Source organism: Domibacillus tundrae, assembly GCF_000970675.1.
Classification (GTDB): domain Bacteria; phylum Bacillota; class Bacilli; order Bacillales; family Domibacillaceae; genus Domibacillus; species Domibacillus tundrae.
This window is the reverse complement of sequence record NZ_LAJA01000001.1, coordinates 761,915-786,295: the sequence shown is the minus strand read 5'-3', so window position 1 is coordinate 786,295 and position 24,381 is coordinate 761,915. Positions and strand designations below refer to the sequence as shown.

Here is a 24,381-nt window from a genome sequence, read left to right as displayed (position 1 = left end):
AATCACCTCTTCAATTCTAAGTAAAAAGAAACTGCTGACAGCACATATAAAGGAGCGGTTTCCGCCCGCAAAATTCTCGGCCCAAGTGCGCATGGAATAAATCCCGCTCCCTGCAGCCGAGCGGCTTCTTTTTCAGAAAATCCACCTTCCGGACCGGTAACAGCGAGCATGCGCCTGCCGGATTCCAAGCCGCTGACTGCCTCATAAAAAGCAGGCATTTCCCCGGATTTAGCAGTTTCTTCATAAGCAAATAGTTTTACATCAAACATGTTTCCATGCTCAATAATTTGTGTAACTGACATCGGCTCTGCCACAGCCGGAATCCGATTTCGATGAGACTGTTCAGCTGCTTCTTTAGCAATCTTTTGCCATCGTTCTATTTTTTTGGCTCCTTTTTTAAGGTCCCACTTTACAATCGAACGTTCGGCTTCAAATGGAACAAACCCGGCAGCGCCGAGTTCTGTTCCTTTCTGTATAATATAATCGAATTTATCGCCTTTCACAAGACCGCACGCCAGAACAACTTCTACCGGCAATTCAGCCGAGTGTGCCAGCCACTCTTCCACTTTCGCAACAATAGACGTATCCGTTACATTTGTCAGCACAGCCACAGCCGCCCTGCCATCTGGAAACACGGTATAAACATGATCGCCTTCTTCCATGCGCATAACGCGGCGGATGTGGTGGATATCTTCTTTTGAAAATAGGATATTTTGTTCATCCTGCTCGTTTGTTAAAAAATATCGCTGCATTTTTGCACCTCAATTATTCCGCTTTTTTGCCGACGATGCATACCCAGTCTTCCATCACGACGGTTTCTTCGATAACCAAGCCGGCAGCTGTCATCGCTTTACGGACGTCGTCTTTTTTCTGCCCGATGATCCCTGATGCAATGAAGAATCCACCCGGCAGCAAAATAGAGGCAACATCATCTGTAAAAGAAATGATCACTTCCGCCAAAATATTCGATACAATCACGTCCGGCTGCTCATCAATTCCGTCAATTAAATTATTTTTAGAAACAGATACAATATTTTCCACACGATTTAACGCAACGTTTTGACGAGCCGCCGATACCGCTACTTCATCTAAATCAAGCGCTGTGACACGAGAAGCACCCAGCAGCGCGGCGCCAATGGCTAACACACCGGAGCCGGTTCCGACATCTACAATATGTTGATTCGGCTGTACAAACCGCTCAAGTGCCTGCAAGCACATAACCGTTGTTGGATGAGTGCCCGTCCCAAACGCCATGCCCGGGTCTAGTTCAATAATCAGTTCGTCCGTTGAAAAAGGTTCATAATCTTCCCATGTTGGAACAATCGTGAATTTTTCAGAAATTTTAACCGGATTGTAATATTGTTTCCACGCGGTTGCCCAGTCTTCTTCATGCACTTCACTGACTGATACACCAAGCTTTCCCGTATCAATTTGATAAACAGATAAATTTTTCACAGCCGCTGTAATATCATCAACAGTTTCTTGTAAAAAGCTATTTACCGGCAAATACGCTTTAACGGCCACGCCTTCATCCGGATAATCACTGGGATTCAGTTCGTACAATTCGCCAAAAAGGCCGCTTTCTCGTTTTTTGTCCAGTTCAGCACGGTCTTCAATGACAACGCCGCTTGCACCCGCTTCATGTAAAATATTCGAAATCGGCTCGACTGCATCGTTTACGGTTTCAATGCAAATTTCTGACCACTTCATTTGTGTCAGCTCCCATCATGCCATTTAGTCACGCTTGAGCGCGCGTTTGACTTTATCGAAAAAGCCATCTTCTTCGCTTGGCTGTTCACCGCTTACTTCCGCAAACTCACGAAGAAGCTGCTTTTGCTTTTCATTTAATTTAACCGGTGTGATTACTTTGACATGAACGTGCTGATCGCCTGTTCCGAAACCTCTGACGTTTGCCACGCCTTTGCCACGAAGACGGAATCTCGTTCCGCTTTGTGTACCCGCAGGCACTTTCAGCTTCACTTTGCCGTGAACGGTCGGTACTTCAATTTCATCACCAAGCGCTGCCTGGACGAATGTGATTGGCATTTCACAATAGATATCATCGCCATCCCGCTCAAACAATTCATGTTCCCGCACACGGAAAACAACGTACAAATCACCTGCTGGTCCACCATTTATGCCGGCTTCACCTTGTCCGGATAAACGAATTTGCTGTCCTTCATCAATACCTGCTGGAACTTTTACATTAATCGTCTTATTTTTTGTTACACGGCCGTCACCGCCGCATGTTGAACATTTTTCTTTGATCATTTTGCCTGTACCGCTGCAATGATGACATGTGCGGCGTGTCGCTACACGGCCAAATGGCGTGTTTTGTTCCACATTTACCTGGCCCACGCCGCCACAATGCGAGCACGTTTCAGGAGACGTTCCTGGTTTTGCACCGCTGCCATGGCATGTTCCGCACTCTTCTTCTTTTGGAATCGTAATATCTTTTTCCACGCCAAAAACCGCTTCTTCAAATGACAATGCCATCGTATATTGAAGATCATCTCCTTGACGCGGCGCATTCGGATCGCGTCTGCGTCCACCGCCGCCGCCGCCAAAAAATGTGCTGAAAATATCATCAAATCCGCCGCCAAAGCCAGAGAATCCACCGCCGCCAAAACCACCCTGCTGAGGACCTGCGTGGCCAAATTGATCATATTGGGCTTTTTTTGAATCGTCACTTAACACTTCATATGCTTCAGAGATTTCTTTGAATTTTTCGTCTGCACCTGGCTCTTTATTAATATCTGGATGAAATTTTTTTGACAGCTTCCGATATGCTTTTTTAATTTCATCTTTAGGCGCACTTTTCTCAATACCTAATACCTCATAATAATCCCGTTTGCTCACCGTTTTCACTCCCGTTTCATTCACATAACCGCTATTTTAACATACATCGGCCTTTAGATGGTAAATTGTTTCACGAAAAAAGCCAAAGCCGGAAAACCGCTGACTTTGACTTTTTCGTGTAGCTGGCGCTTAGTTTTTATCTTTTGAATCGTCGACTTCTTCAAATTCCGCATCAACCACACCGTCATCTTTTGGTGCGCCTTCTGCTCCTTGCTGTTCCTGGGCTGCTTTCGCCGCTTCTTCATACAGTTTCATAGATAAAGCCTGCACGATTTCGTTTAACGCATCCCGTTTTGCACGGATGTCCTCAAGATCGCCTTTTTCAATCGCTTCTTTCAAGGCATCTTTCGCTTCCGTCGCGTTTTGAAGTTCTGCTTCATCAACTTTGTCTTCAAGCTCTTTCACTGTTTTTTCTGTTGTGAAAACAAGCTGGTCCGCTTCGTTGCGAAGTTCTACTTCTTCTTTGCGCTGCTTATCGGCATCCGCATTTTCTTCCGCTTCTTTTACCATGCGGTCGATTTCTTCATCTGACAAGCCTGAAGAAGACTGGATCGTAATATTTTGTTCTTTTTGTGTGCCAAGGTCTTTTGCTTTTACATTCACGATTCCGTTTTTATCGATATCAAACGTTACTTCGATTTGCGGAATGCCGCGTGGCGCCGGTGGAATGTCTGAAAGCTGGAAACGGCCAAGTGTTTTGTTGTCTGCTGACATTGGGCGTTCCCCTTGAAGCACATGAATGTCGACAGCAGGCTGGTTATCTGCAGCTGTTGAGAACACTTGCGACTTCGAAGTTGGAATCGTTGTGTTACGGTCAATCAGCTTCGTAAACACGCCGCCCATTGTTTCAATACCGAGTGAAAGTGGTGTAACGTCAAGAAGAACAACGTCTTTCACATCGCCTGTAAGTACGCCGCCTTGAATCGCTGCACCCATCGCAACGACTTCATCTGGATTCACGCCTCTATGCGGTTCTTGGCCAGTTTGCTTTTTAATTGCTTCTTGTACAGCTGGAATCCGTGTAGAGCCCCCAACAAGAATCACTTTATCAATTTCCGCATTTGATTTGCCCGCATCTTGTAGCGCTTGGCGGACAGGACCCATTGTACGTTCGACAAGGCTTGATGACAATTCATCAAACTTTGCGCGTGATAATGTTGTTTCAAGATGGAGCGGTCCTGCTTCTCCTGCTGTAATAAATGGAAGCGAAATTTGCGTCGATGTCACGCCAGACAAATCTTTTTTCGCTTTTTCAGCCGCATCTTTCAAACGCTGCATGGCCATTTTGTCTTTTGACAAGTCGATGCCGTTGTCCTTTTTGAATTCATTGACAAGATAATCAATGATCACTTCATCAAAGTCATCCCCGCCCAGACGGTTGTCACCGGCAGTTGAAAGCACTTCAAAGACACCATCGCCAAGCTCAAGAATAGACACGTCAAATGTACCGCCGCCAAGGTCGTACACGAGAATCGTTTGATCTTGGTCTGTTTTATCCATTCCATATGCAAGCGCTGCTGCCGTTGGCTCATTAATGATGCGCTCTACTTCAAGACCGGCAATTTTACCAGCATCTTTTGTTGCTTGGCGTTCTGCATCATTAAAATAAGCAGGTACTGTAATAACCGCTTTGTCGACTTTTTCCCCAAGATAATCTTCCGCATACGCTTTTAAATGCTGCAAAATCATTGCAGAAATTTCTTGCGGTGAATAGTCTTTGCCTTCGATTGTTTCTTTATGGTTTGTCCCCATATGGCGCTTAATCGAAATAATTGTATTCGGGTTTGTAATTGCCTGGCGTTTTGCTACTTCCCCTACTTGGCGCTCTTCATTTTTAAATGCGACAACAGATGGCGTTGTACGGTTGCCTTCCGGATTTGGGATGACTTTTGCTTCTCCGCCTTCAAGTACTGCTACGCAAGAGTTTGTTGTTCCAAGGTCGATACCGATAATTTTACTCATCTTTAAAATTCCCTCCTGAAATCATTGCTTATCAAAATATTATTGATTCACTTTTACCATAGATGGGCGGATCACCCGGTCTTTTAGCTTATATCCTTTTTGAAGCTCAGCTAAAACCGAATTAGGTTCTGCCGATTCATCACTGTCTGTCATAACTGCTTGATGGACTGTCGGATCAAACGGCTTACCCACCGTTTCAATTGTTTCCACCCCTTCTCCTTCAAGAGCCGTTACGAGTGTTTTGTAGACCATTTCCATGCCTTGAAGCACTGATTTTGTTTCATCGTGTTCAGGCGTTACTTGCAGCGCCCGCTCAAAATTATCAAGCACCGGCAAAAGTTCGGTTACTAATTTTTGTGCACGATATTTTTCCAGCGCTTCCCGGTCCAGGTTTGCCCGGCGCCGGAAATTATCAAAATCCGCTAGCAAGCGCAAATAGCGGTTTTCTGATTCATCCAGCTGCTTTTGAAGCTGTTCTTCTTTCGATTCCTCAATTACTTCTTCAATAATCGTTTCTTCCATTTCAACGGACCCGTTTTCTTCTTCGGAAGAAGCCGTTTGATCAATCGGCTTTTCTTCCGTCAATGGCTTTTGCTCTTCTGCCACTGATGCCACCTCCAACATTTCTAGTCATCAATTTAAGTTCGCGTATTGTAAAGACGTGTCAGTACATTAGTCATGTCATGACTTAAAAAATCAACAAGTGTAATGACACGAGAATACTCCATTCGTTTCGGACCGAGAATGGCAATAGTACCAACCGGTTCATTGCCGACAGAATAGGACGCCGTAATTAAACTGCAGTCTTCCATTGCCTGCTCTGCATTTTCCGTACCGATTTTAACTTGCACACCGGATTCAGTCGGACGGATCAACTCATACATATCATGTTCTTTTTCCATCATGTCCATGACAAGACGCACTTTTTCCACATCACGAAATTCCGGCTGATTGAAGATATTTGTTTTGCCTCCGATAAACAGCTTGCCAATCGGCGAACCCGCAGATGCTTCCGCAAACATATGCAGCACCGCTTCGTAATTGTGAAGATGACGCCTCATTAATTCCGTTGTTTCTTTGTAAATTTTTTGCCGAAGCTCCGACAGTGGAACACCGGTCAGTCGATCATTTAAAATATTGACCATTTTTTCAATGTCCTCCGGTTCAATTCCTTCCGGCAATGAAAAAATCCTGTTTTCAACGTGCCCCGTATCGGTCACAATAATGGCTACAGCCGACCGAGTATCAATTGGAATAATCTGCAAATTCCTAACTTTGTGGTCATTAAATCTTGGACCAAGAACGATCGATGTATAGCTGGTCAGCTCCGATAAAATTGTCGCGGCATTTTGAACGGCTTTTTCAAGCCCTTCCTGCCTGTCAGCAAAAATAGAATGAATCGCCGTCCGTTCGCTGCGTCGAAGTGACCCGGGCGACAGCAAATGATCCACATAATATCTGTATCCTTTTTCAGATGGGACACGTCCGGATGACGTATGCGTTTTTTCTAAAAACCCCATCTCTTCAAGATCTGCCATTTCATTTCGAATTGTAGCGGGACTGTATGAAACGTCGTCTTTTTTAGCAAGGTTGCGTGACCCGACTGGCTGAGCCGAACGAATAAAGTCATCAATTATAATTTGCAAGATGAAAAGTTGGCGGTCTGTCAGCACATTCATCACCTCTGTTAGCACTCTTTATGTTCGAGTGCTAAATCTACATTTAAATTATCAAAATCCTGGTTGTCTGTCAACGAGTACGCTCATATTTTCGACTAAATTAAAAAAGATTGAAAGACCTCATTGCCTAAAAACTTTCCGCTATGGGTCAGACGAATTGAATTAGCTTTTATTTCAAGCAGCCCCCGATCTGTCATGTCTGTGATTGCTTCATGAAAAAAGCGAAGCGGATTTTCGCTGTATTTACTTTCAAATGATGAAATGGACACGCCCTCCATTTTTCGAAGGCCGAGAAACATTTCTTCTTCCATCTGTTCTCGTTTCGTCACTTTTTGGTTTGTTATACGCGGCCACCGTGCACGTTCAATCGGCTCCATATATTTTTTTAATGGACCAAAGTTTGCATATCGTTCTCCATTTACATACCCATGAGCACCGGCGCCGAACCCATAATATTCATCGTTGTTCCAATACGTTAAATTATGCAGGCTTTCAAACCCTGGACGGGCGAAATTGCTGATTTCATATTGATTAAGCCCGCCTGCAGCCATTTCCCGCATGACTGCTTCGTACATATCTGCTTCGGATTCTTCTTTTGGAAGCGGCAGTTTTCCTTTCGCCATTAAATTATAAAAAACCGTTTTGGGTTCAATAATCAATGAATAAGCTGAATAGTGCGGCAAACCAAGTCCAAGTGCCTGCTTAACAGTATCAGCTGCGTCCTCCACCGTCTGCTCTGGCAAACCGTAAATTAAATCAATGCTCAAGTTATCAAAGCCGGCTTTTTCCGCGTCACGAACGGTTCGTAAAACGTCTTCTTTTGTATGAGTGCGGCCAATCCGTTTTAAGTGGGCATCATTGAATGACTGCACGCCAATGCTAAGCCGATTGACGCCTCCTTCTTTTAAGATACGCAATTTCTCCGGTGTTAAATCACCCGGATTTGCTTCAAAAGTATATTCCGCATCCGGCAGCAGGGGAAGCCTGTTGTGAATGGAGTCTACTAAAAAGAACAGCTGCTGCGCATTGAGTGACGTCGGCGTGCCACCGCCGACAAAAATTGTTTTATAACCTGTAACAAATGCCGCCATGCTCATTTCTCGGTCTAGGCAGTTCAAATATTGCTCCACCGGCTGATTTTTCATAAATACTTTATTAAAATCACAGTAATGGCAAATGTGATGGCAAAAAGGAATATGAATGTAAGCGGCTTTCGTCATTCTGTTCACGCCTTTCTAATACACAAAGGAAAGGTGCCCGGGATCGGACACCTTCTTGTTATTTCGTTTGATCGTCCATTTTTAATACAGCCATAAACGCTTCTTGCGGTACTTCGACTGAGCCGACCTGCTTCATGCGTTTTTTTCCTTCTTTTTGCTTTTCGAGCAGTTTTCGTTTCCGGGAAATGTCTCCGCCGTAACATTTAGCCAACACGTTTTTACGCATCGCTTTAATGGTAGACCGGGCAACAATTTTGTTGCCGATCGCTGCTTGAATCGGCACTTCGAACTGTTGGCGCGGAATAAGCTCTTTCAGCTTTTCAACGATGATTTTTCCACGTTCGTACGCAAAATCACGGTGAACGATAAAGCTGAGAGCATCAACGTTTTCTGCATTAAGAAGGATGTCCATTTTCACCAGTTTCGACTCTTTGTAGCCGATCAGCTCATAATCAAATGATGCGTAGCCTTTCGTGCCTGATTTCAGCTGATCAAAGAAATCATAGACGATTTCAGACAGCGGCATTTCATAAACAACGCTGACACGGTTCGTATCAAGGTACTGCATATCGATAAAGATACCACGTTTACCTTGCGCCAGTTCCATCACGGTGCCGACAAAATCATTAGGGACAATAATGGATGCTTTAACGTATGGTTCTTCCACGCGAGCAATTTTTTGCGGATCCGGCATATCAGACGGGTTATCAATGCGAAGTTCTTCCCCATCTGTCATCGTCACTTGATAAATAACGCTCGGTGCTGTTGTAATCAAATCAATTTTAAATTCACGTTCAATCCGCTCCTGAATAATTTCCATATGCAAAAGACCGAGGAAACCACCGCGGAAACCGAATCCGAGTGCCTGTGATGTTTCCGGTTCGTATTGAAGGGCAGAATCATTTAATTCAAGCTTTTCAAGTGCGTCACGTAAATCATTGTATTTAGAGGCATCAATCGGATAAAGACCGCAATATACCATTGGATTGAGTTTTCGGTAACCGGCAAGCGCTTCTGTTGCCCCGTTTTTTGCCGATGTGATCGTATCACCAACCTGCGTATCACCGACATTTTTAATCGCAGCGGCCAGGTAGCCAACATCGCCTACTGTTAATTCTTTGCGCTGCGTTGTTTTCGGTGTGAAAACACCAATTTCAGTCACTTCAAATTCTTTCCCGGTCGCCATCATTTTCACTTTATCGCCGACTTTGACCGTGCCATCCACAACGCGGATATAGGCTATGATGCCACGGTACGCATCATAGATCGAGTCGAAAATCAGGGCTTTGAGCGGACTATCCGGATCCCCCGTCGGCGCCGGCACTTTTTCAACGATCTGTTCCAAAATGTCTTCGATGCCGATACCGGCTTTGGCGGAAGCGAGCACCGCTTCTGAAGCATCAATGCCGATGACATCTTCTACTTCTTTCCGGACACGCTCCGGTTCTGCGGCCGGCAAATCAATTTTGTTGATTACTGGCAAGATTTCAAGGTCGTTATCAAGGGCCAAATAGACGTTTGCAAGCGTCTGCGCTTCAATGCCCTGCGCCGCGTCCACAACAAGAATCGCCCCTTCGCATGCAGCGAGGCTTCTTGATACTTCATACGTAAAATCGACGTGTCCTGGTGTATCAATCAAATGAAAAATATATTCCTGTCCGTCTTTTGCTGTGTAATTCAGCTGCACAGCATTTAATTTAATCGTAATGCCCCGCTCCCGTTCAAGATCCATTGAATCAAGAAGCTGGCTTTTCATTTCACGTGCAGTCAATGCTTTCGTTTGCTCTAAAATACGGTCTGCGAGCGTTGATTTCCCGTGATCAATGTGGGCAATGATCGAGAAATTACGAATACGCTCTTGCCGTTCTAGTCGGTCGTTGTTGTTCATGTCAATGTTCACTCCTGTTATCGGCACATATATACTATTGTGATTATATCAGCGCACTATGCAATTGACAACGAACATTGAACGAACAGACTATTCATTTTGTTCCGATTTGACAAAACGGGCCAATACATCGGCAAAAGCAGCCGCGCTCCGTTCGAGTTCTTCACGAGTATTTTCAATGCCGCCCATTTCAATGAGCATCGCTCGATTTGATAGATCCTGATTAAATTTCCCGTTCGTCTGACTGCCGGATTTAACGATAACGCCACGCGAAAGACCGGGATAATATTGTTCAAAAAGCTTGTGGAGCGCTGAGGCAAACCGGGCATTCTCTTCGTATCCAGGATGCTCACCACCAACGACAAAAACGGTTTTCGCCATCATTTGCCCGTTTATTTCGGTTGTTGTAATTGATTTTCCTTGTGAATCACGATGAATGTCGACCAGATAGGATAAAGTCGGCTCACCTTTTTGAACAGCAGCCACGACCGCCCGTGATTCTTCATACGAAGCGCTGTATTTTTTTCCTTTTTTGTTGAGCAGCGCGCCAATATTTGTTTTATTTATCGAAACACCTATCCCTTTTGATTCTAAATTTTCCGCAATCATCGTTCCCACTTCTGTAATATTAACAGGGTCTTGTCCATTTTTCGGTGTAAATGACTCAGACGTGTGAGTGAAATAGAGAAGAACCTCTTTTTCTTCTATTGCCGGCGTATCGGTATCCGGCTCGTTCGGCCCTGCATCCGGCGCTTGTGGAACCGGGAGATCATCCGGTTCATTTGATTCGACCGGCATCGTTGTATAATCGGTTCCTTCCCCGGCAATTAAAATTTGGCCGTCATAAATCGAAAAGCCCGGCAGCTCTTTTCCAAGAAACGTCCGCGGATCACGCAAACTAATGCCGGCAGCGGACTGAAAAGCAGCATCTACCCATCCGATAGTGCTTTGCTCCGGTTCCATAACAGAACGGAATGCATGATTTTCAATGTGAAGAAGCTCATAAAAAGAAGCGGCTGGAATTTCTGCCGCTGCCCGGCTCATGGATTCAGAAGTAAAGTGATAAGAAAACGGCATCACCGTTAAAAATCCCGCTGTCCAAAGCGGCATAACAACTAAACAGGCATAAGCCGGAACAAGCCAAAATGGTGTCTGCTTTTTTTTGTGCAAAAGGATCGTCGCCATCCCCTTTTTAACTCTTGTCCTTTTACCTTATGCACAAAATAAAAAAAGCAGACCATGATTTCAGCCTGCAAAAAAAGAGCGTGTTTCTTCCGGCGGCCTATCATGAAGCGCCTCGTTCAATGCGCTCGAAATAATCGCTGCTGCTCCATGAATAAACAAATCAGCTTCTTTTGGCGTCACGATCATATTTAAGCCGGCTGGTGTTAAAACATCATTAATCAATTGATGTTTTTCATTTTCATCGAGCAGTCCGATATTTCCTAAAAACGACCGTTTCCAACTGTCATCCTCCCGGCCGCTTTTTTCTTGTAAATGCTTCATGACCATTTCTATAGCATCACGTGTGACCGTCACCGCATCAATAACCGTTGGAATACCGATCGCAATGACAGGAATACCTGCTGTATGGCGGCTAATTTCTTTTCGCCTGTTTCCAATACCTGCACCTGGCTGTATGCCGGCATCAGTCATTTGAATAGTCGCGTTCAGCCGTTCAATCGAACGGGACGCGAGCGCATCAATGACAATTAGGAAATCCGGCTTCTCGCGTTCGATCAGTCCGAGCAAAATATCTCCCGTTTCAATTCCAGTCATGCCCATAACTCCAGGAGAAATCGCACTGACAGGACGATATCCGTTTTGAACGTGTTCGGGGTGCAGCTTGAATAAATGATTGGTGACAATGAGGCGGTCTGTCACACGCGGCCCAAGTGAATCAGGTGTAATAAGCTCATTCCCGAGTCCGGCAATTAAACAAGATGCATTCTGTGACAGTCCGGCTCCTTGTACAAATAAACGGATTTCTTCTGCGACAACCCGGCTGATCGCCGCATGGCGCGATGAATCCGATTTACGCAAGTCAGCGGATTCGATTGTTACATAATGTCCCGCTTTTCTTCCGGTTATCCTCTCTGCTCCTTCTGTGATTTCGACTGTCGTCACTTTAGTTTCTTCTTTTTCTTCTTCTTTTAATGTGATTCCTTCAACTTTACCGCCATTTTGCTGTTCGGCAATTAAAGCGGACTCCAGTGCTAAATCGGTGCGAGGCGACCATTTTTTCATTCGTTTGACCCTCCATTTTTTTCACAGTTTGCCCATGAGTGTAAAAGTTTATTCCTTTACACCCGATTCCTATTGCATTTCTTTTATTCCTTTGCTAAAATACTTCTTGTTGTTTAATTCAATAATGATTGATAATCGGGTACGAATAAAAGTTCGATCCATTTTTAGGAGGTGACAGTAAATGCCAAATATTAAATCTGCCATCAAACGCACAAAAACTGCTCAAATTCGTTCAGCACGCAACACGCAAGCTAAATCAGCTATGCGCAGCGCAGTGAAAAAGTTCGAAACAGCAGCTGCTAATAATGACGAAAACGCAAAAGAACTGCTTGTACAAGCAGTCAGCAAACTAGATAAAGCTGCAGCAAAAGGCCTTATCCACAAAAACGCTGCGAACCGTCAAAAAAGCCGTCTTATGAAACAGTTGGCTAACTAATAAAAAAAGTGTCCATTCTGGACACTTTTTTTATTTTGTCTTCATCATTGTCTGCAGACGGAAAAAAAACATTTCAATAATCATTTTTTTTTCCATGCCGCTGCTTTTCATTTCGTAATCGCTCTCTGCAAGCAGCTGCATAATCACAGCAAGCTGGCTTTCAGAAAATGCACGCGCCTGTCCTGCAGCTATTTTTACACGAAAGGGATGCACCTTCAGCTGGCCAGCTACTTGTTGCTGCCCATACCCTTTTTTTGTAAATTCTTTTACTTGATAAATAAGCCTGAACTGGCCGGCAACGACTGCTAAAATTTTCAAAGGCTCTTCATTCAGCCGAATCAAGTCGTAATAAATCCGGAGCGCTTCCTGCAAATGGCCTGTCACAATCCGGTCAACGAGACGAAAAATATCACTTTCAAGCGTGCGTGCCGTTAATGTCGTCACATGCTCTTCTGTTATTTCATTCCCTTCGCCGGCATGAAGGGCGAGCTTAGCAATTTCCATGGCCAGAACTGATAAATGGAAACCAGCAATCGCTAAAAGCTGCTGAATGGCTGAATCTTCTATTACAGCCCCTTCTTCTGCTGCTTTGCTTTTAATCCAGCCCGCTAGTTCTCGCTCAGCCGGACGTTTTGCTTCCAGCACGCCCGCCTGCTTTTTTATCAGTTTCGTTATTTTTTTCCGTTCATCCAATTTCTCAAATCTTCCTTGAAAAACAAGAATTGTAAACGGGGCAGGATCATTTAAATACTGTTCCAATTTCTTTACGTCATGCTCAATTTTCACTTTTTCCGCTGTGAAAAAAAGTGGATTTTGAACGAAAACAAGCTTTTGGTCACCGAGAAATGGCAGTGTTTCCGCTTCTTCAATGGCTGCATCTACCGGTACTTCTGTCATATCAAATGACGTCACATTTAGATCGATGTTATCCCCGTTCAATGCGCTTTTAATAAGCAGCTGCCTTGCTTGTTCTATAAAATATTGCTCCGGTCCGTACAGCAAATACACGGAACGAAAACGACCGCTTTTTAATTCTTTTAATACATCCATTCACTCGACTCCATTCTGTTTCTGTTTTCATTTTAGAAAAAACAACATCAAATCGCAAGGCGCAGCAACTCTTTTTAAAATGTGAACATTCTGTGTCGACTTTTTCTTAAATGCGCTGCATAGTCTAGATTTTTCCGCTTTCATTGTCTATACTTAGAGTGAAATAGGAGGGGTAGTTATGAACGATTTCGAAAAAAATGTCCAATCAAAACGTAACGATGCAGTAGACTCCGGAGTAGGCTTTATTGCTTCATTCGGTTTCTTTGCGACGATGTTCATTCTTGCCACTGTGATTCAGCTGGTTGGCTGATACATCGAAAGGAAAATCCGCCCTGCACATGCAGGCGGATTTTTTTATTTGAACGGAATGGTTGTTTTAACCTCGCTCTTTTCCCCATCAAATTTGAACGTAATTGCTCCTTGTTTATCTGTACGATAGAGCTTTACACCTTCTTTAGCCAGTGTGCCGGTTACTTCTTTATGGGGATGACCGTAGCGATTATTCACACCAGCTGAGATGACCGCAAATTCAGGTTTGACCGCCTTGATAAATGGAGGCGACGAAGATGTTTTGCTTCCGTGGTGACCGACTTTCAGCCAGTCAATATCAAGGTTATATCGTTTCATAAGCTCATTTTCCCCTTCTTCTTCCAGGTCGCCGGTAAACAGCCACGTTTTCCCGCCGATTTTTGCATATAGCACGAGTGAATCGTCATTGCCTTCATACTCCCGGTCATTCGGTGCTAAAAATTGAAAAAACGCATCCTCTATCTCCCAGCTTTCTCCTTCCGCTCCTTCCCGAACCTTTATCCCTGTTCGGATGATACCAGACATCACATCACCTTCTCCTGATCCAGGCGAAATGATGATTTCTTTCGCAGGAATTTTCTCAAGCACTTCCGCTGCTGCACCGGCATGATCAAAATCCGCATGGGTAATAATCAGCTTATCCAGCTTTGTTATGCCTTTTCTTTTTAAAAAGGGAACGATCGTATCTTTCCCGACCGAAAAGCCCCCTTGCCGCTCCGTCCATTCTTCTTTTTCGAATGGCACCCGGCCGCCGGTATCAATCAAATATGTCCCTTGATTACGAGGCAATTTTATAAAAATGCTGTCGCCCTGGCCGACGTCCAGAAATGTGACTTCCCCCTCTGACGAATAACGGTTTGACAAGATGATGCCCGACAGCAGAAGGCTGCAAACAAAAAGGCTGCTTTTCACATTTTTTGTGATTTCCCAAAGCAAAAAGGATCCAATTGACGCTATGGCAAGAATAACAGCTGTTTTCATATCAGGCTGCCCCGTCACAATCACAGCAAATGGAACATCGGCCATGACCGCGGCCAGCTTGTCCATTTTCATTAAAAGCCCATTGGCAAGACTGGAGAAAAAAGCAATCGGAATAAAAAATGAAAGAAAAAATAACAGGAGCAAGAGCGGCAGCATAAGGAGTGAATAAAACGGTACAAATAAGAGGTTAGCTATAGGAGCAATAATCGACAGTTCTGCAAAGTGTACGAGCAGCACAGGCAGCGCCGCAAGCTGTGACAAAATGGAGACAGACAATGATAATTCAATTGCATTCCGAGCCCTTTTTAAGATGACGCCCGATGATAAAACAAGCGCAAAGGTGACAAGAAACGAAAGCTGAAAACCAGCTTGAAATACACTATACGGATTTAGAAGCGTCATGATTAAAAAAGCAGCGCCAAGTGCAGAAGATGCCTGCAGCTTTATATTGCTAGAAGCGGTGAATAAAATAGCCCCTGTCATCAGGCAGGCACGAATCACTGGTGGAGAAGCACCTGCCAGCAGTGCGTAAAGAGGCAGTGCAGCCAAAAGGATCAGCCTTGCGCGTTCTCTGGTTATTCCAATCCGGATCAACAGGTAAAAAAGAAGCCCTGTCAACAGTGTAACATGCAGTCCGGAGATGGATAAGATGTGTACAATCCCAAGGCGTTCATAGTCTTCTGTCACCTCTTCTGAACCGGATGAACGGTCACCAAATAACAGCGCGGCTGCCACAAAAGAAAGCGGAGCCGGAAAGTTCTCCTTAATCCGAGTCAATGCAGCTACACGCCACGCTGCAGGCAGATAACGGATTGAATGATTCATCACACAATGCTCTAAAGAGATTTCTTTAGGTGTTAATACAAAAAAAGTCTGGCTTGCTGCCAAATAGGAACGGTAGTTAAATTCCCCTGGATTTCTTGCTTCATTTGGAAGGGATGCTTCTGCCTGAATGCGGCACGTGAAGCCCGGCACTAACTTCTCGTTCAGAAGTTCTTTTTCTTCCTTTGATTGAAGGCGGTAAGTTAGTCTAAGCGCCTCTTTGGACGGTATTTCTATCACACCTGTATTCAACCAGTCTCCATCAATTCGCAAATCATCTGTAAATGAAACGGTCCATTCCGTTTCTAAACCGGTAAAAGCGGATTCGGGACTTGATTCATGAATAGACGTGGTCATGAAAAATAAAAAAAAAGTGCCGATCATCCACATTCGCGTATTTACATTAACTTTAAAAAGCAAAATGCCTCCTGTCATAAAAAGCAGCATTACAACAGGCTGCGATGCATGTACGGCGAACAAAATCGCCGCAAGGGCAGCAATGCTCATATGAAGAAGAGGCATACAACACCATCCTTTTATTCTATTGGGACATGAACAACTTCAATATTTTTCAAAAAGTGGCTGTTCCACTTATTCGGGTACGCATTTCGGTAAATAATGCGCGCTACACCAGCTTGCGCCAGTGTTTTCGCACAATTTTCACATGGTTCATGTGTGACGTACGCAGCAGATCCTTTTAATTTATCCCGCTCCGCATGAAGCACTGCATTTAGTTCCGCATGCAGACAGCGTATACATCTCCCTTGATCAGATAATAGGCAGCCCGCTTCCTGACAATGCTCATGTCCGTGAATTGACCCGTTATATCCGGTTGACACGATGTGCTTGTCTTTTACGATGACACAGCCGACATTGAGCCGGTTACAGGTTGAGCGTGTAGCAACAACGTCCGCAATATTCAAAAAATAATCATCCCAGCTTTTTCGTTCCATTTCAAAAACCCTCTTTTCTGTCTTTTCCGGTCTGCGGCCGGTTTATTCTTTTAGTTTATCGGCACGTCTTTCCATTCGTCAAATTCCTTTATTTAATCGTAATAAGCGGCGCCAGCTTTTCGAATGTTTTATCACCAATGCCGGAGATATTCTTTAAATCTTCTACAGCTGTAAATGGACCGTCTGTTTCTCTAAAGTCAATAATGGCTTGAGCTTTTGATTCACCGATGCCAGGCAGCTCCTGCAGTGCGGTTGAATCAGCTGTATTAATATTGATGACGGAGGATTGCTCTGTGCCTGCCGCTGAACCGGACGATGGCACAGGCATTGTCTGAACAGCCGGGACCTCTTCTCCTTTTGCAGGCACATAAATAACCATTTCGTCCTGGACTTTTTGCGCTAAATTCACTGCAGCGGCTTCCGCCTGTTCCGTTAATCCGCCGGCTTTGTTAATGGCGTCATTGACTCGTTCGTCACTCGACATCATGTAAATGCCCGGCATGGAAACCGCTCCCTTTACATCAATAGCTACTTCAACAGGTGGTGCTGCTTCCTCGAGTATTGCTTCGGCATCAGTCTCCACCTGAACCTCTTCTACCGCAGCGGGCTCTGATGCAGGGGGGATAGGATCTTCTTCTGTTAATCCATACAGCCAAAACATGGCCAGCGCTAGTCCACCAGCAGCCGGAACTTTGTACTTTTTGATCATTTCCTGCACGTTCATCGATTTCCCTTCCCTTCTGCTAGCATAATTTTTAATTACGGACGTACAGATAACAAGTGAACAAGAAAGGAGCATCCATTATGAAAATCGGGATCATCGGGACTGGAAGTATCGGCACTGTTTTAGCAGAAGCACTGCTATCCACTTCTGCTGTTGCGCCGGAAAACATCTTCCTGTATAACCGTACGATTGAAAAAGCACAACAGTTGAAAGCAGATTTTCCCGGCGCGCATGTGTGCCGGACAACAGAAGAAGTTGTTAAAAAGGCGCGGCTGATTTTTGTCTGCCTGAGGCAGCCTGATTTAAAGCCGCTTCTCCAATCGATTGCTCCTTTTTTAACAGCTGAACATTGTGTTCTTTCAACTGCAAGCGCTGTTTCGATTAAACAGATGGAGTCCGTTATTCCCTGCCCATGCGGAAAAGTAATCCCTTCTGTAACGAATACGGCCGCAGCTGGCGGCATTTTGTATTCATTCGGACAGTCATGCGGACCGGACTGGCGGAAAAAAGTGATTGGGCTGCTTGAACAAATTGCCGGCGTTGCACTGGAAGCGGATGACAACGTTGTACGTGCTGCATCAGATTTGACTGGGTGCGGGCCTGCTTTCTTTTCCAAAATGGCCGTCATGTATGCTAATGAGGCGGCCACGTATGGATTAACGAAAAGCCAGGCGGAAACATTGGCATTTCACATGATGATCGGTCTTGGAGAGCTGCTGAAACAAAAGGATTGGACGCTGGAGATGTTGCCGGAGCGGACGGCTGCTAAGGGCGGCGTGACAGGACGCGGCCTTACCGTCATCGAATCAGAGGCAGGTGAATTGTTCGCGGCGCTATGCAGAATGACGCAGCAAAAAGCTGCTGAAGACAGAAAAGAGGCATCTGCCGCATTTGGCATTATAAATTGATTCGACATATTTTTTCTTTTTCCTTCATTCTTTACAAAATCTTAACAAAAAAAGAGCAGCTTAGCGGCTGCTCTTTTTTGCTTTGAAAAAAATACGTTCGGATTGTGTAGATGGCGAATCATTTGTAAAATCAGCCGTAATGGCTTCCACATTAAACCCTGCTTCTTTAAGCCACTCTGCATATTTTTCAGGCGTAAACGTACGCTGAGAGTGCAGTTCATCAAACCGTTCATACTGTCCATTTTCCAACTGAACGAAAAACGTCAGTTCATGCTCTACACTATCCGCATGCTCTCCTGGGAATGCATTCCAAATAAACGAAATCTCTTCCGCCGCATCGGCAAATGTTTGTTCCAAAAAAACATGATTTATTTTATAAACGGAATGAACATCGAACAAAAACAAACCGTCGTCTTTCAAATAGTTGAACACCGATTGAAAGGTTTGCTTCACGTCTTCTTCTGTTTCCAAATAGTTCAGCGAATCGCAAAAAATGACTGCCGTTTCAAACGTACCGACGCTGTCGAGTTCCCGCATATCCTGCTTAAAAAGCGGGATGGTTACATGATTCGCTTCTGCTTTTTCACGGGCAATGGCAAGCATATCCTCAGAAAGGTCAATACCTGTTACGTGAAAGCCGGCACGTGCAAAGCGAACGGCAAGCTCGCCCGTCCCACAGCCAATATCAAGAAGCGAACCGGCTTTCACTTCTTTTTGCAAATATGCTTCCCACTCATCATACGGCGCATCCTGCATCAACGCATCATATACGGTGGCAAACCGGCTGTAGCTCATGACGTCAGCACATCAACATGCGGTGCATCGCCCCATAAGCGCTCTAAATTATAATAGACGCGTTCATCACGGTGGAATACATGAACAACTACATCACCAATATCGATTAAGACCCAGCGAGCTTCGTCAAAACCTTCCATCCGTTTAATATCCATGCCAAGCTCTTCTGCTTTTTCTTTTACTTCCCGGGCAATTGCCTGTACTTGCTTATCTGAATTCCCATGACATATAACGAAATAATCCGCAATCGGCGAAATACCATCCATATTGAGTGCGGTAATGTTTTCCGCCCGTTTATCATCTGCTGCTTTCGTTACTGCATGTAGTAATTGCTGTTGTTCTGTCAATTAACCATCGTCTCCATTCTGAATAAAATCATTGTACGTATCTATCGTTACCGGAAAAACCGGCTGTTGTTTGCCCATCAAAAAGATAATCGAATTTTTCACTGCAGCCAGAACCGCATCGTCCAAATTCTGTTCTGCTATCGTTCGGACATCATCCACACCTGGGAAAAGCCTGCCGGGCTCGATATAATCTGCCAAGTAAACAATTTTTTCAAGCCGTGTCATGCCGGGCCTTCCCGTCGTGTGCCAGCGTATTGCCGATAGCACTTCTTCATTTTTTACCCCGGCTTCCTTTCGCACAAGAGCAGCTCCCGCCGGCGCATGCCAAAGCTCATGATGGAATTGAAGAAGCCGAACATCTTCTTGTTCATCAATCAAAATTTGCTTCATTTCTTCTTTTGGACGAAATTTTGCATAGTCATGAAAAATAGCAGCCAATTCAGCTTTTTTCACATCCGCTCCATATCGTTTAGCAAGCATCACAGCCGTTTCCATTACGCCTAGTGTATGCGTGTATCGCTTATCTGTTAACTGCACTTTAACAAGTTCAAGCGCTCTATTCCGCTCCATATAAGCCATTCTCCTTTATATACCGAATGACTGGTTCCGGCAGCAAATAATGAAGTGTTTCGTTTGATGCCGCTTTTTTCCGGAGAGCCGTTGATGACAAATGAATTTCCGGTGTTTCAATGAGAATCACCGGGTATCTCGTTTCTGTTGAATAACCCGGCCGCTTTACACCAACAAATGTGACAAGCCGGCTTAATTCATCAATTTCCCGCCACTTCGGCAAATATTCAATCATGTCTGCGCCAATGATAAAATAAAATGACGTATCCGGTTCTTGTTTTATCAATTCCCGCATTGTATCAATCGTATACGAAACGCCTGCACGTTCGATTTCGATTTTTTCGATTTCAAACAATTCATTGTCTTCAATGGCAAGTTCCGCCATACGAAGCCGATGCTCATCGGCTATATGGCCAGCCAGTCTCTTATGCGGTGGAATCGAATTTGGCATAAAACGGATTTCATCCAGGTGCAGCGCGTGCAGCACTTCATTGGCCGCAATTAAGTGGCCAACGTGCGGCGGATTGAATGTTCCGCCTAAAATGCCAACTTTTTTCATCGCGGCAGAACGATTTTTTTGTTTTCTTTTGATTCTTTGTATAAAACAACTGTATGGCCGATTAATTGAACGAGCTCTGCTTTCGCTCCTTTAGCCAATGCTTCTGCCACATCGTGTTTATCATCTTCATTATTTTGCAAAATACTTACTTTAATGAGTTCGCGCACTTCAAGTGCTTCCGCAATTTGCTTCGTCATATTTTCAGTGACGCCGCCTTTTCCTACTTGAAAAATCGGGTCTAAATGATGGGCATCCGCCCGTAAAAATCGTTTTTGTTTTCCTGTCAGCATTTTATTCCTCCAAGTTTGTTGTAAATAATTGTTTCCATGCGGGACGGTTCCGGCAGAATGCCTGTCCATTTTTCAAAAGCAAGCGCTCCTTGAAATGATAACATTTTCGCTCCATTTTGCGACTTCGCTCCCCGTGCTTTTGCTTCTTTCATAAACGCTGTTTCAATCGGATTATATATAATGTCCGCCACAAACGCATCTGGGTGGAGGTTGTCAAGCGAAATAGGCATGGCTTCAACATTGGGCGACATGCCGATTGATGTTGTCTGAATAATAATATCATAATCTGCGAGCTTTTCCGCTGCTTCATCAAGCGTCAAGAGTGAAGTCTTAACTGGGTACGGGCAGCGTTTCTTTAGCTCCTCTGCTTTTTCAAGTGTCCGGTTGCCAATATCAATGTGCATAGCGCCTTTTTGGCTGAGTGTATAATAAATCGCCCGGGCTGATCCGCCTGCGCCAAGCAGTAAAATCCGCTTGTCGAGCACGTTTTCGTCATATTCAACTTCTAATCCGGCAAGAAAACCTTCGCCATCTGTATTATAGCCGATGAACCGTCCGTTATCCAAAACCACAGTATTCACTGCTCCGATAGCTTGAGCGAGCGGGTCTACCTCATCTAAAAGCGGCATAATCGCCGTTTTATGCGGAACCGTCACATTAAAGCCAGAAATGCCGATTGCTTTCATTCCTAGCACCGCGGCTTCTAAATCTTTTTTTTCAATTTGAAACGCGTGATAATGCGCATCCATACTTAGTGATTGAAACGCGTCATTGTGCATATCCGGTGACATGGAATGACCAATCGGATCGCCAATAACGCCATATAACTTTTTCATCTGACTGCCCCACCTTTAAATTAACGACTTACGTAACGTAACAGCGGCTCCTTTTGGCACATAAGCCGCCACTTTTGCACCTGGTTCATTTACTGTAATCCAGCCAAGTCCCGAGAAAACGATGTCTGTCTTCGCTTCTTTTATCGTCCATTCCTGACGGACAAGCTCAAGTGCTGCTCCGCCATGCCCTGCCGGCTTTAGCAATTCACCTGCATGGTTTTCATATAGGGCGTCGGCTTTTTCCAGTTTCGTCCGATGAATTTCGATTTCATTGGACAGATGGCATATAAACGAGCGGCGTCCACCTGATAAATAATCAAAACGAGCCAATCCGCCAAAAAACAATGTCTGCTCTTCATTTAGCTGAAAAACTTTTGGTTTGATTTCTTTTTTCGGCAGCAAAAGTTTCAAGTTTTCTTTATCCACGAAATGAGCCATTTGATGATGATTTATAATTCCCGGTGTATCGACAAGCACATGACCGTCAGAAAGAGGAATTTCGATCATATCAAGTGTTGTGCCTGGAAAGTGGGACGTGGTAATAATGTCACCTTCACCAGTAATTTCTTGAATAATCCGGTTAATAAACGTCGATTTGCCGACATTTGTACAGCCAACTACATACACGTCTTTCCCGTTCCGGTAATGATCAATTGCATCCGCCGCGTCACGGATGGCTTTTCCTTCTGATGCGCTCGTTAACATCACGTCAACTGGCTTTAAGCCAAGCTGGCTTGCCTCATAGCGCATCCAGTGAATCACCCGTTCTTTTTTCACTGACTTTGGAAGCAAATCGGATTTATTTCCGATCAACAATACCGGATTTTTTCCGGCAAAACGGTGCAGGCCTGGCAGCCAGCTTCCGTTAAAGTCAAAAATATCAACGATTTTCACAATTAACGAATCAGTATCACCAATCGTGTTTAAGATTTTTAGAAAGTCGTCGTCTGTTAGTTCAACGTCCTGCACTTCATTGTAGTGCTTCAAACGGAAGCACCGCTTACAGACAACCGTTTCTTTTTCCAGGGCGGCAGCAGGCGCATAGCCAAGCGCATTCGGGTCTGTCGTTTGAATGACAACCCCACAGCCATCACATGTGATTATTTCACTCATTGCTTTCGTTCCTCCCATTGAATCATCCCTTTACGACGGAAAAAAGCCATTAATCTTCGCTCAACCTTCCGATTAATTCGCGTCCAAAACCCATCCGTCGCTGCAATTGGGATAACTAAAATTGTATAAATACCGCTTCGATTCCCTCCAAATACGTCAGTCAGAAGCTGGTCGCCGATGACGACTGTTTCGTGCTTTTTCACATTCAACAGCTTAATCGCTTTTCTAAATGCGCGGCCCATCGGTTTTCTTGCCTCAAAAATAAATGGCAAATCGAGCGGTGTCGAAAACGAGCTGACCCGCTTTTGATTATTATTCGATACGATCAATACTTTAATGCCCGCATCGCTCATTTTTTGAAACCAATTCAAAAGTTCGGGCGTGGCATCCGGTCTGTCCCATGCGACAAGCGTATTATCAAGATCAGTTATGATTGCTTTAATTCCTTTTTCTTTTAGACGTTCTGGGTCGATTTCCAGCACACTTTTTACCTGCTCATTTGGTAAAAATAATTTCAGCACAATGTACACCTCTACTATTCGTTTGCTTCTCCTATCATAGCCGATTTTTTCATATGTGACAAAGTAATATTAAGAACAAAAACTTTTCGACATTTTTTTCACTTTTTATTTCTGTGGATAAAGTTATACACAAATAAACATAATGATTTCAAGGGTTCATCTCAGTTATCCAAACACATACTCATACTTATCCACCGTCACCTGTGGAAAAAAGAACAATTGTTCCCAACCCATTTTTTTGTTAAACTGTAAAAAAACATATTAACTATATGGAGATGATAAGTTATGCATTCTTTATCCGATCACTTACTTCTTTCTTCTTATAAAAAAGCGACAAAACTAAAGCTAAATCATGATTTCCTTACACTAATGGAAAAAGAGATACAGCGGCGGGCCATCCAGTCGCAAAATGGCAACAAAAAGGAATAGCCATAACCCCTTCTGAATATGCTTTCTATTAAAGGAGGGTTCACTATGATTGAACTAGCAGCCGCTCTCTCTTTTTTATTAAAGGAAGCGGTTTTTTTCGTCTCTTATGTGAAACATAACGCGTTTCCCCAGCCTTTAAGCGCGGAAGAAGAAAAAAAATATTTGTCGCTTCATGAACAAGGAGACCGCTACGCCCGTGCGAAGCTTATTGAACATAATCTCCGTCTCGTTGCCCATATTGTGAAAAAATTTGAAAAAACACATCACGATACAGAAGATCTTATCTCGATCGGGACGATTGGGCTGATTAAAGGCATTGAAAGCTATTCCGGTAAAAAAGGAACAAAGCTCGCCACCTATGCAGCGCGGTGTATTGAAAATGAAATCCTCATGCATTTCCGCTCTTTAAAGAAAACAAAAAAAGATGTATCACTGTATGATCCGGTCGGCCGTGACAAAGAAGGAAACGAAATCAGCCTTCTTGATTTATTAAAGACCGAGGATGAAGATGTTACTGGACGCCTATCTCTTCAAATGGATATTGATCAAATGAAAAAGTGCCTGTCGGTTCTCGATGAACGGGAATTGTCCGTCATTGCGGCACGCTATGGCTTGGTGAATGATCAAGATAAGACGCAGCGCGAAATTGCGGCAAACATGAACATTTCAAGAAGCTACGTCTCACGTATTGAAAAAAGAGCCCTTGCCAAAATGATGCAAGAGTTTAAACGGCTTCAAACGAAACAAAAAAGGGCTCCAAAAGATCTGGAGCACCCTTCAAATCACTTTTCCTCAATCGATTGAAACAGAGATCATAACGCCCGTTACCGTTGCCAAAAGCAACCCCATAATCATCATAACCATTCGTGACAACTCTCCTTTT

At 44.2% G+C, this 24,381-nt stretch carries 27 protein-coding genes; 5 read left to right on the top strand and 22 right to left on the bottom strand.

The genetic code is table 11. The features are described 5' to 3' along the window. Positions 1-2: 2 nt before the first annotated feature. The 10 genes from VQ00_RS03935 to gpr form a co-directional block, all read right to left on the bottom strand. Positions 3-752 carry a 16S rRNA (uracil(1498)-N(3))-methyltransferase gene (locus tag VQ00_RS03935; RefSeq protein ID WP_046178754.1) on the bottom strand — a complete coding sequence of 250 codons (750 nt, stop codon included), beginning with the start codon at positions 750-752 and terminating at the stop codon, positions 3-5. A gap of 13 nt (positions 753-765) precedes the next feature. After that, positions 766-1,710: a 50S ribosomal protein L11 methyltransferase gene (gene prmA / locus VQ00_RS03930; protein WP_046178753.1), complete on the bottom strand. Its 945-nt coding sequence runs from the start codon at positions 1,708-1,710 to the stop codon at positions 766-768. 24 nt (positions 1,711-1,734) lie between these two features. After that, positions 1,735-2,859, bottom strand: coding sequence for a molecular chaperone DnaJ (gene dnaJ / locus VQ00_RS03925; RefSeq protein WP_046178752.1), 1,125 nt, complete (start codon positions 2,857-2,859; stop codon positions 1,735-1,737). A 129-nt stretch (positions 2,860-2,988) separates the two neighbouring features. Continuing rightward, entirely contained in the window at positions 2,989-4,821 is a 1,833-nt protein-coding gene (gene dnaK / locus VQ00_RS03920) for a molecular chaperone DnaK (protein ID WP_046178751.1), read from the bottom strand. A 39-nt stretch (positions 4,822-4,860) separates the two neighbouring features. Continuing rightward, on the bottom strand, positions 4,861-5,445 hold the full coding sequence (grpE, locus tag VQ00_RS03915) for a nucleotide exchange factor GrpE (protein WP_046178750.1): 585 nt from the start codon (positions 5,443-5,445) through the stop codon (positions 4,861-4,863). Positions 5,446-5,459: 14 nt separating this feature from the next. Beyond that, entirely contained in the window at positions 5,460-6,494 is a 1,035-nt protein-coding gene (hrcA, locus tag VQ00_RS03910; protein ID WP_046178951.1) for a heat-inducible transcriptional repressor HrcA, read from the bottom strand. A gap of 101 nt (positions 6,495-6,595) precedes the next feature. Then, positions 6,596-7,720 carry a radical SAM family heme chaperone HemW gene (gene hemW / locus VQ00_RS03905; protein WP_046178749.1) on the bottom strand — a complete coding sequence of 375 codons (1,125 nt, stop codon included), beginning with the start codon at positions 7,718-7,720 and terminating at the stop codon, positions 6,596-6,598. Positions 7,721-7,778: 58 nt separating this feature from the next. Next, on the bottom strand, positions 7,779-9,608 hold the full coding sequence (gene lepA, locus VQ00_RS03900; RefSeq protein WP_046178748.1) for a translation elongation factor 4: 1,830 nt from the start codon (positions 9,606-9,608) through the stop codon (positions 7,779-7,781). 90 nt (positions 9,609-9,698) lie between these two features. Further along, complete coding sequence (spoIIP, locus tag VQ00_RS03895; RefSeq protein ID WP_052728312.1) at positions 9,699-10,793, bottom strand: stage II sporulation protein P; 1,095 nt, start codon at positions 10,791-10,793, stop codon at positions 9,699-9,701. 60 nt (positions 10,794-10,853) lie between these two features. Beyond that, positions 10,854-11,855 (bottom strand): GPR endopeptidase, encoded by a 1,002-nt coding sequence (gene gpr, locus VQ00_RS03890; protein WP_046178747.1) that lies wholly within the window; start codon positions 11,853-11,855, stop codon positions 10,854-10,856. A gap of 181 nt (positions 11,856-12,036) precedes the next feature. On the opposite strand from gpr, the gene rpsT reads away from it, so the two are divergent. After that, entirely contained in the window at positions 12,037-12,291 is a 255-nt protein-coding gene (gene rpsT, locus VQ00_RS03885; protein ID WP_046178746.1) for a 30S ribosomal protein S20, read from the top strand. A gap of 30 nt (positions 12,292-12,321) precedes the next feature. Here the strand turns inward: rpsT and holA are convergent, their stop codons facing one another. Then, positions 12,322-13,341, bottom strand: coding sequence for a DNA polymerase III subunit delta (gene holA, locus VQ00_RS03880; RefSeq protein WP_046178745.1), 1,020 nt, complete (start codon positions 13,339-13,341; stop codon positions 12,322-12,324). 178 nt (positions 13,342-13,519) lie between these two features. Between holA and VQ00_RS17965 the strand changes: the two genes are divergently transcribed. Continuing rightward, positions 13,520-13,651: a YqzM family protein gene (locus VQ00_RS17965; RefSeq protein ID WP_046178744.1), complete on the top strand. Its 132-nt coding sequence runs from the start codon at positions 13,520-13,522 to the stop codon at positions 13,649-13,651. Between the two features lie 44 nt (positions 13,652-13,695). Here VQ00_RS17965 and VQ00_RS03870 read toward each other — a convergent pair whose 3' ends face one another. From VQ00_RS03870 to VQ00_RS03860, 3 genes are all read right to left on the bottom strand, one after another. Further along, the gene (locus tag VQ00_RS03870) at positions 13,696-15,975 is read right to left on the bottom strand and encodes a DNA internalization-related competence protein ComEC/Rec2 (protein ID WP_046178743.1); all 2,280 of its coding nucleotides are present in this window, start codon (positions 15,973-15,975) and stop codon (positions 13,696-13,698) included. 14 nt (positions 15,976-15,989) lie between these two features. Beyond that, entirely contained in the window at positions 15,990-16,406 is a 417-nt protein-coding gene (locus tag VQ00_RS03865) for a deoxycytidylate deaminase (protein ID WP_046178742.1), read from the bottom strand. An 88-nt stretch (positions 16,407-16,494) separates the two neighbouring features. Continuing rightward, positions 16,495-17,130 carry a helix-hairpin-helix domain-containing protein gene (locus VQ00_RS03860; RefSeq protein ID WP_046178741.1) on the bottom strand — a complete coding sequence of 212 codons (636 nt, stop codon included), beginning with the start codon at positions 17,128-17,130 and terminating at the stop codon, positions 16,495-16,497. 80 nt (positions 17,131-17,210) lie between these two features. Between VQ00_RS03860 and VQ00_RS03855 the strand changes: the two genes are divergently transcribed. Next, positions 17,211-18,038, top strand: a complete 828-nt coding sequence (locus VQ00_RS03855; RefSeq protein WP_046178740.1) for a pyrroline-5-carboxylate reductase dimerization domain-containing protein — start codon at positions 17,211-17,213, stop codon at positions 18,036-18,038. Positions 18,039-18,098: 60 nt separating this feature from the next. Here the strand turns inward: VQ00_RS03855 and VQ00_RS03850 are convergent, their stop codons facing one another. Genes VQ00_RS03850 through VQ00_RS03815 form a run of 8 tightly spaced genes read right to left on the bottom strand, consistent with a single transcriptional unit; the run spans position 18,099 to position 23,069 of the window. Continuing rightward, a complete protein-coding gene (locus VQ00_RS03850) occupies positions 18,099-18,833 on the bottom strand; it encodes a class I SAM-dependent DNA methyltransferase (protein WP_046178739.1) in 735 nt (244 codons plus the stop codon). Then, positions 18,830-19,180 (bottom strand): ribosome silencing factor, encoded by a 351-nt coding sequence (gene rsfS / locus VQ00_RS03845; RefSeq protein WP_046178738.1) that lies wholly within the window; start codon positions 19,178-19,180, stop codon positions 18,830-18,832. The genes VQ00_RS03850 and rsfS overlap by 4 nt, the downstream gene beginning before the upstream one ends. Then, the gene (yqeK, locus tag VQ00_RS03840; protein WP_046178737.1) at positions 19,181-19,750 is read right to left on the bottom strand and encodes a bis(5'-nucleosyl)-tetraphosphatase (symmetrical) YqeK; all 570 of its coding nucleotides are present in this window, start codon (positions 19,748-19,750) and stop codon (positions 19,181-19,183) included. Further along, positions 19,737-20,309, bottom strand: coding sequence for a nicotinate-nucleotide adenylyltransferase (locus VQ00_RS03835; protein WP_046178736.1), 573 nt, complete (start codon positions 20,307-20,309; stop codon positions 19,737-19,739). Before VQ00_RS03835 ends, yqeK begins: the two co-directional genes overlap by 14 nt. Next, positions 20,306-20,599, bottom strand: a complete 294-nt coding sequence (gene yhbY / locus VQ00_RS03830) for a ribosome assembly RNA-binding protein YhbY (protein WP_046178735.1) — start codon at positions 20,597-20,599, stop codon at positions 20,306-20,308. The genes VQ00_RS03835 and yhbY overlap by 4 nt, the downstream gene beginning before the upstream one ends. Continuing rightward, the gene (gene aroE / locus VQ00_RS03825; RefSeq protein ID WP_046178734.1) at positions 20,593-21,435 is read right to left on the bottom strand and encodes a shikimate dehydrogenase; all 843 of its coding nucleotides are present in this window, start codon (positions 21,433-21,435) and stop codon (positions 20,593-20,595) included. Before aroE ends, yhbY begins: the two co-directional genes overlap by 7 nt. 15 nt (positions 21,436-21,450) lie before the next feature. Next, entirely contained in the window at positions 21,451-22,548 is a 1,098-nt protein-coding gene (yqeH, locus tag VQ00_RS03820; protein WP_046178733.1) for a ribosome biogenesis GTPase YqeH, read from the bottom strand. Continuing rightward, positions 22,545-23,069, bottom strand: coding sequence for a YqeG family HAD IIIA-type phosphatase (locus VQ00_RS03815; RefSeq protein WP_046178732.1), 525 nt, complete (start codon positions 23,067-23,069; stop codon positions 22,545-22,547). Before VQ00_RS03815 ends, yqeH begins: the two co-directional genes overlap by 4 nt. Positions 23,070-23,354: 285 nt before the next feature. On the opposite strand from VQ00_RS03815, the gene sda reads away from it, so the two are divergent. Both sda and sigK read left to right on the top strand, forming a co-directional pair. Next, positions 23,355-23,498 carry a sporulation histidine kinase inhibitor Sda gene (sda, locus tag VQ00_RS17960; RefSeq protein WP_082091450.1) on the top strand — a complete coding sequence of 48 codons (144 nt, stop codon included), beginning with the start codon at positions 23,355-23,357 and terminating at the stop codon, positions 23,496-23,498. 45 nt (positions 23,499-23,543) lie between these two features. Next, positions 23,544-24,302, top strand: a complete 759-nt coding sequence (gene sigK / locus VQ00_RS03810) for an RNA polymerase sporulation sigma factor SigK (protein WP_046178731.1) — start codon at positions 23,544-23,546, stop codon at positions 24,300-24,302. Positions 24,303-24,381: the final 79 nt, after the last annotated feature.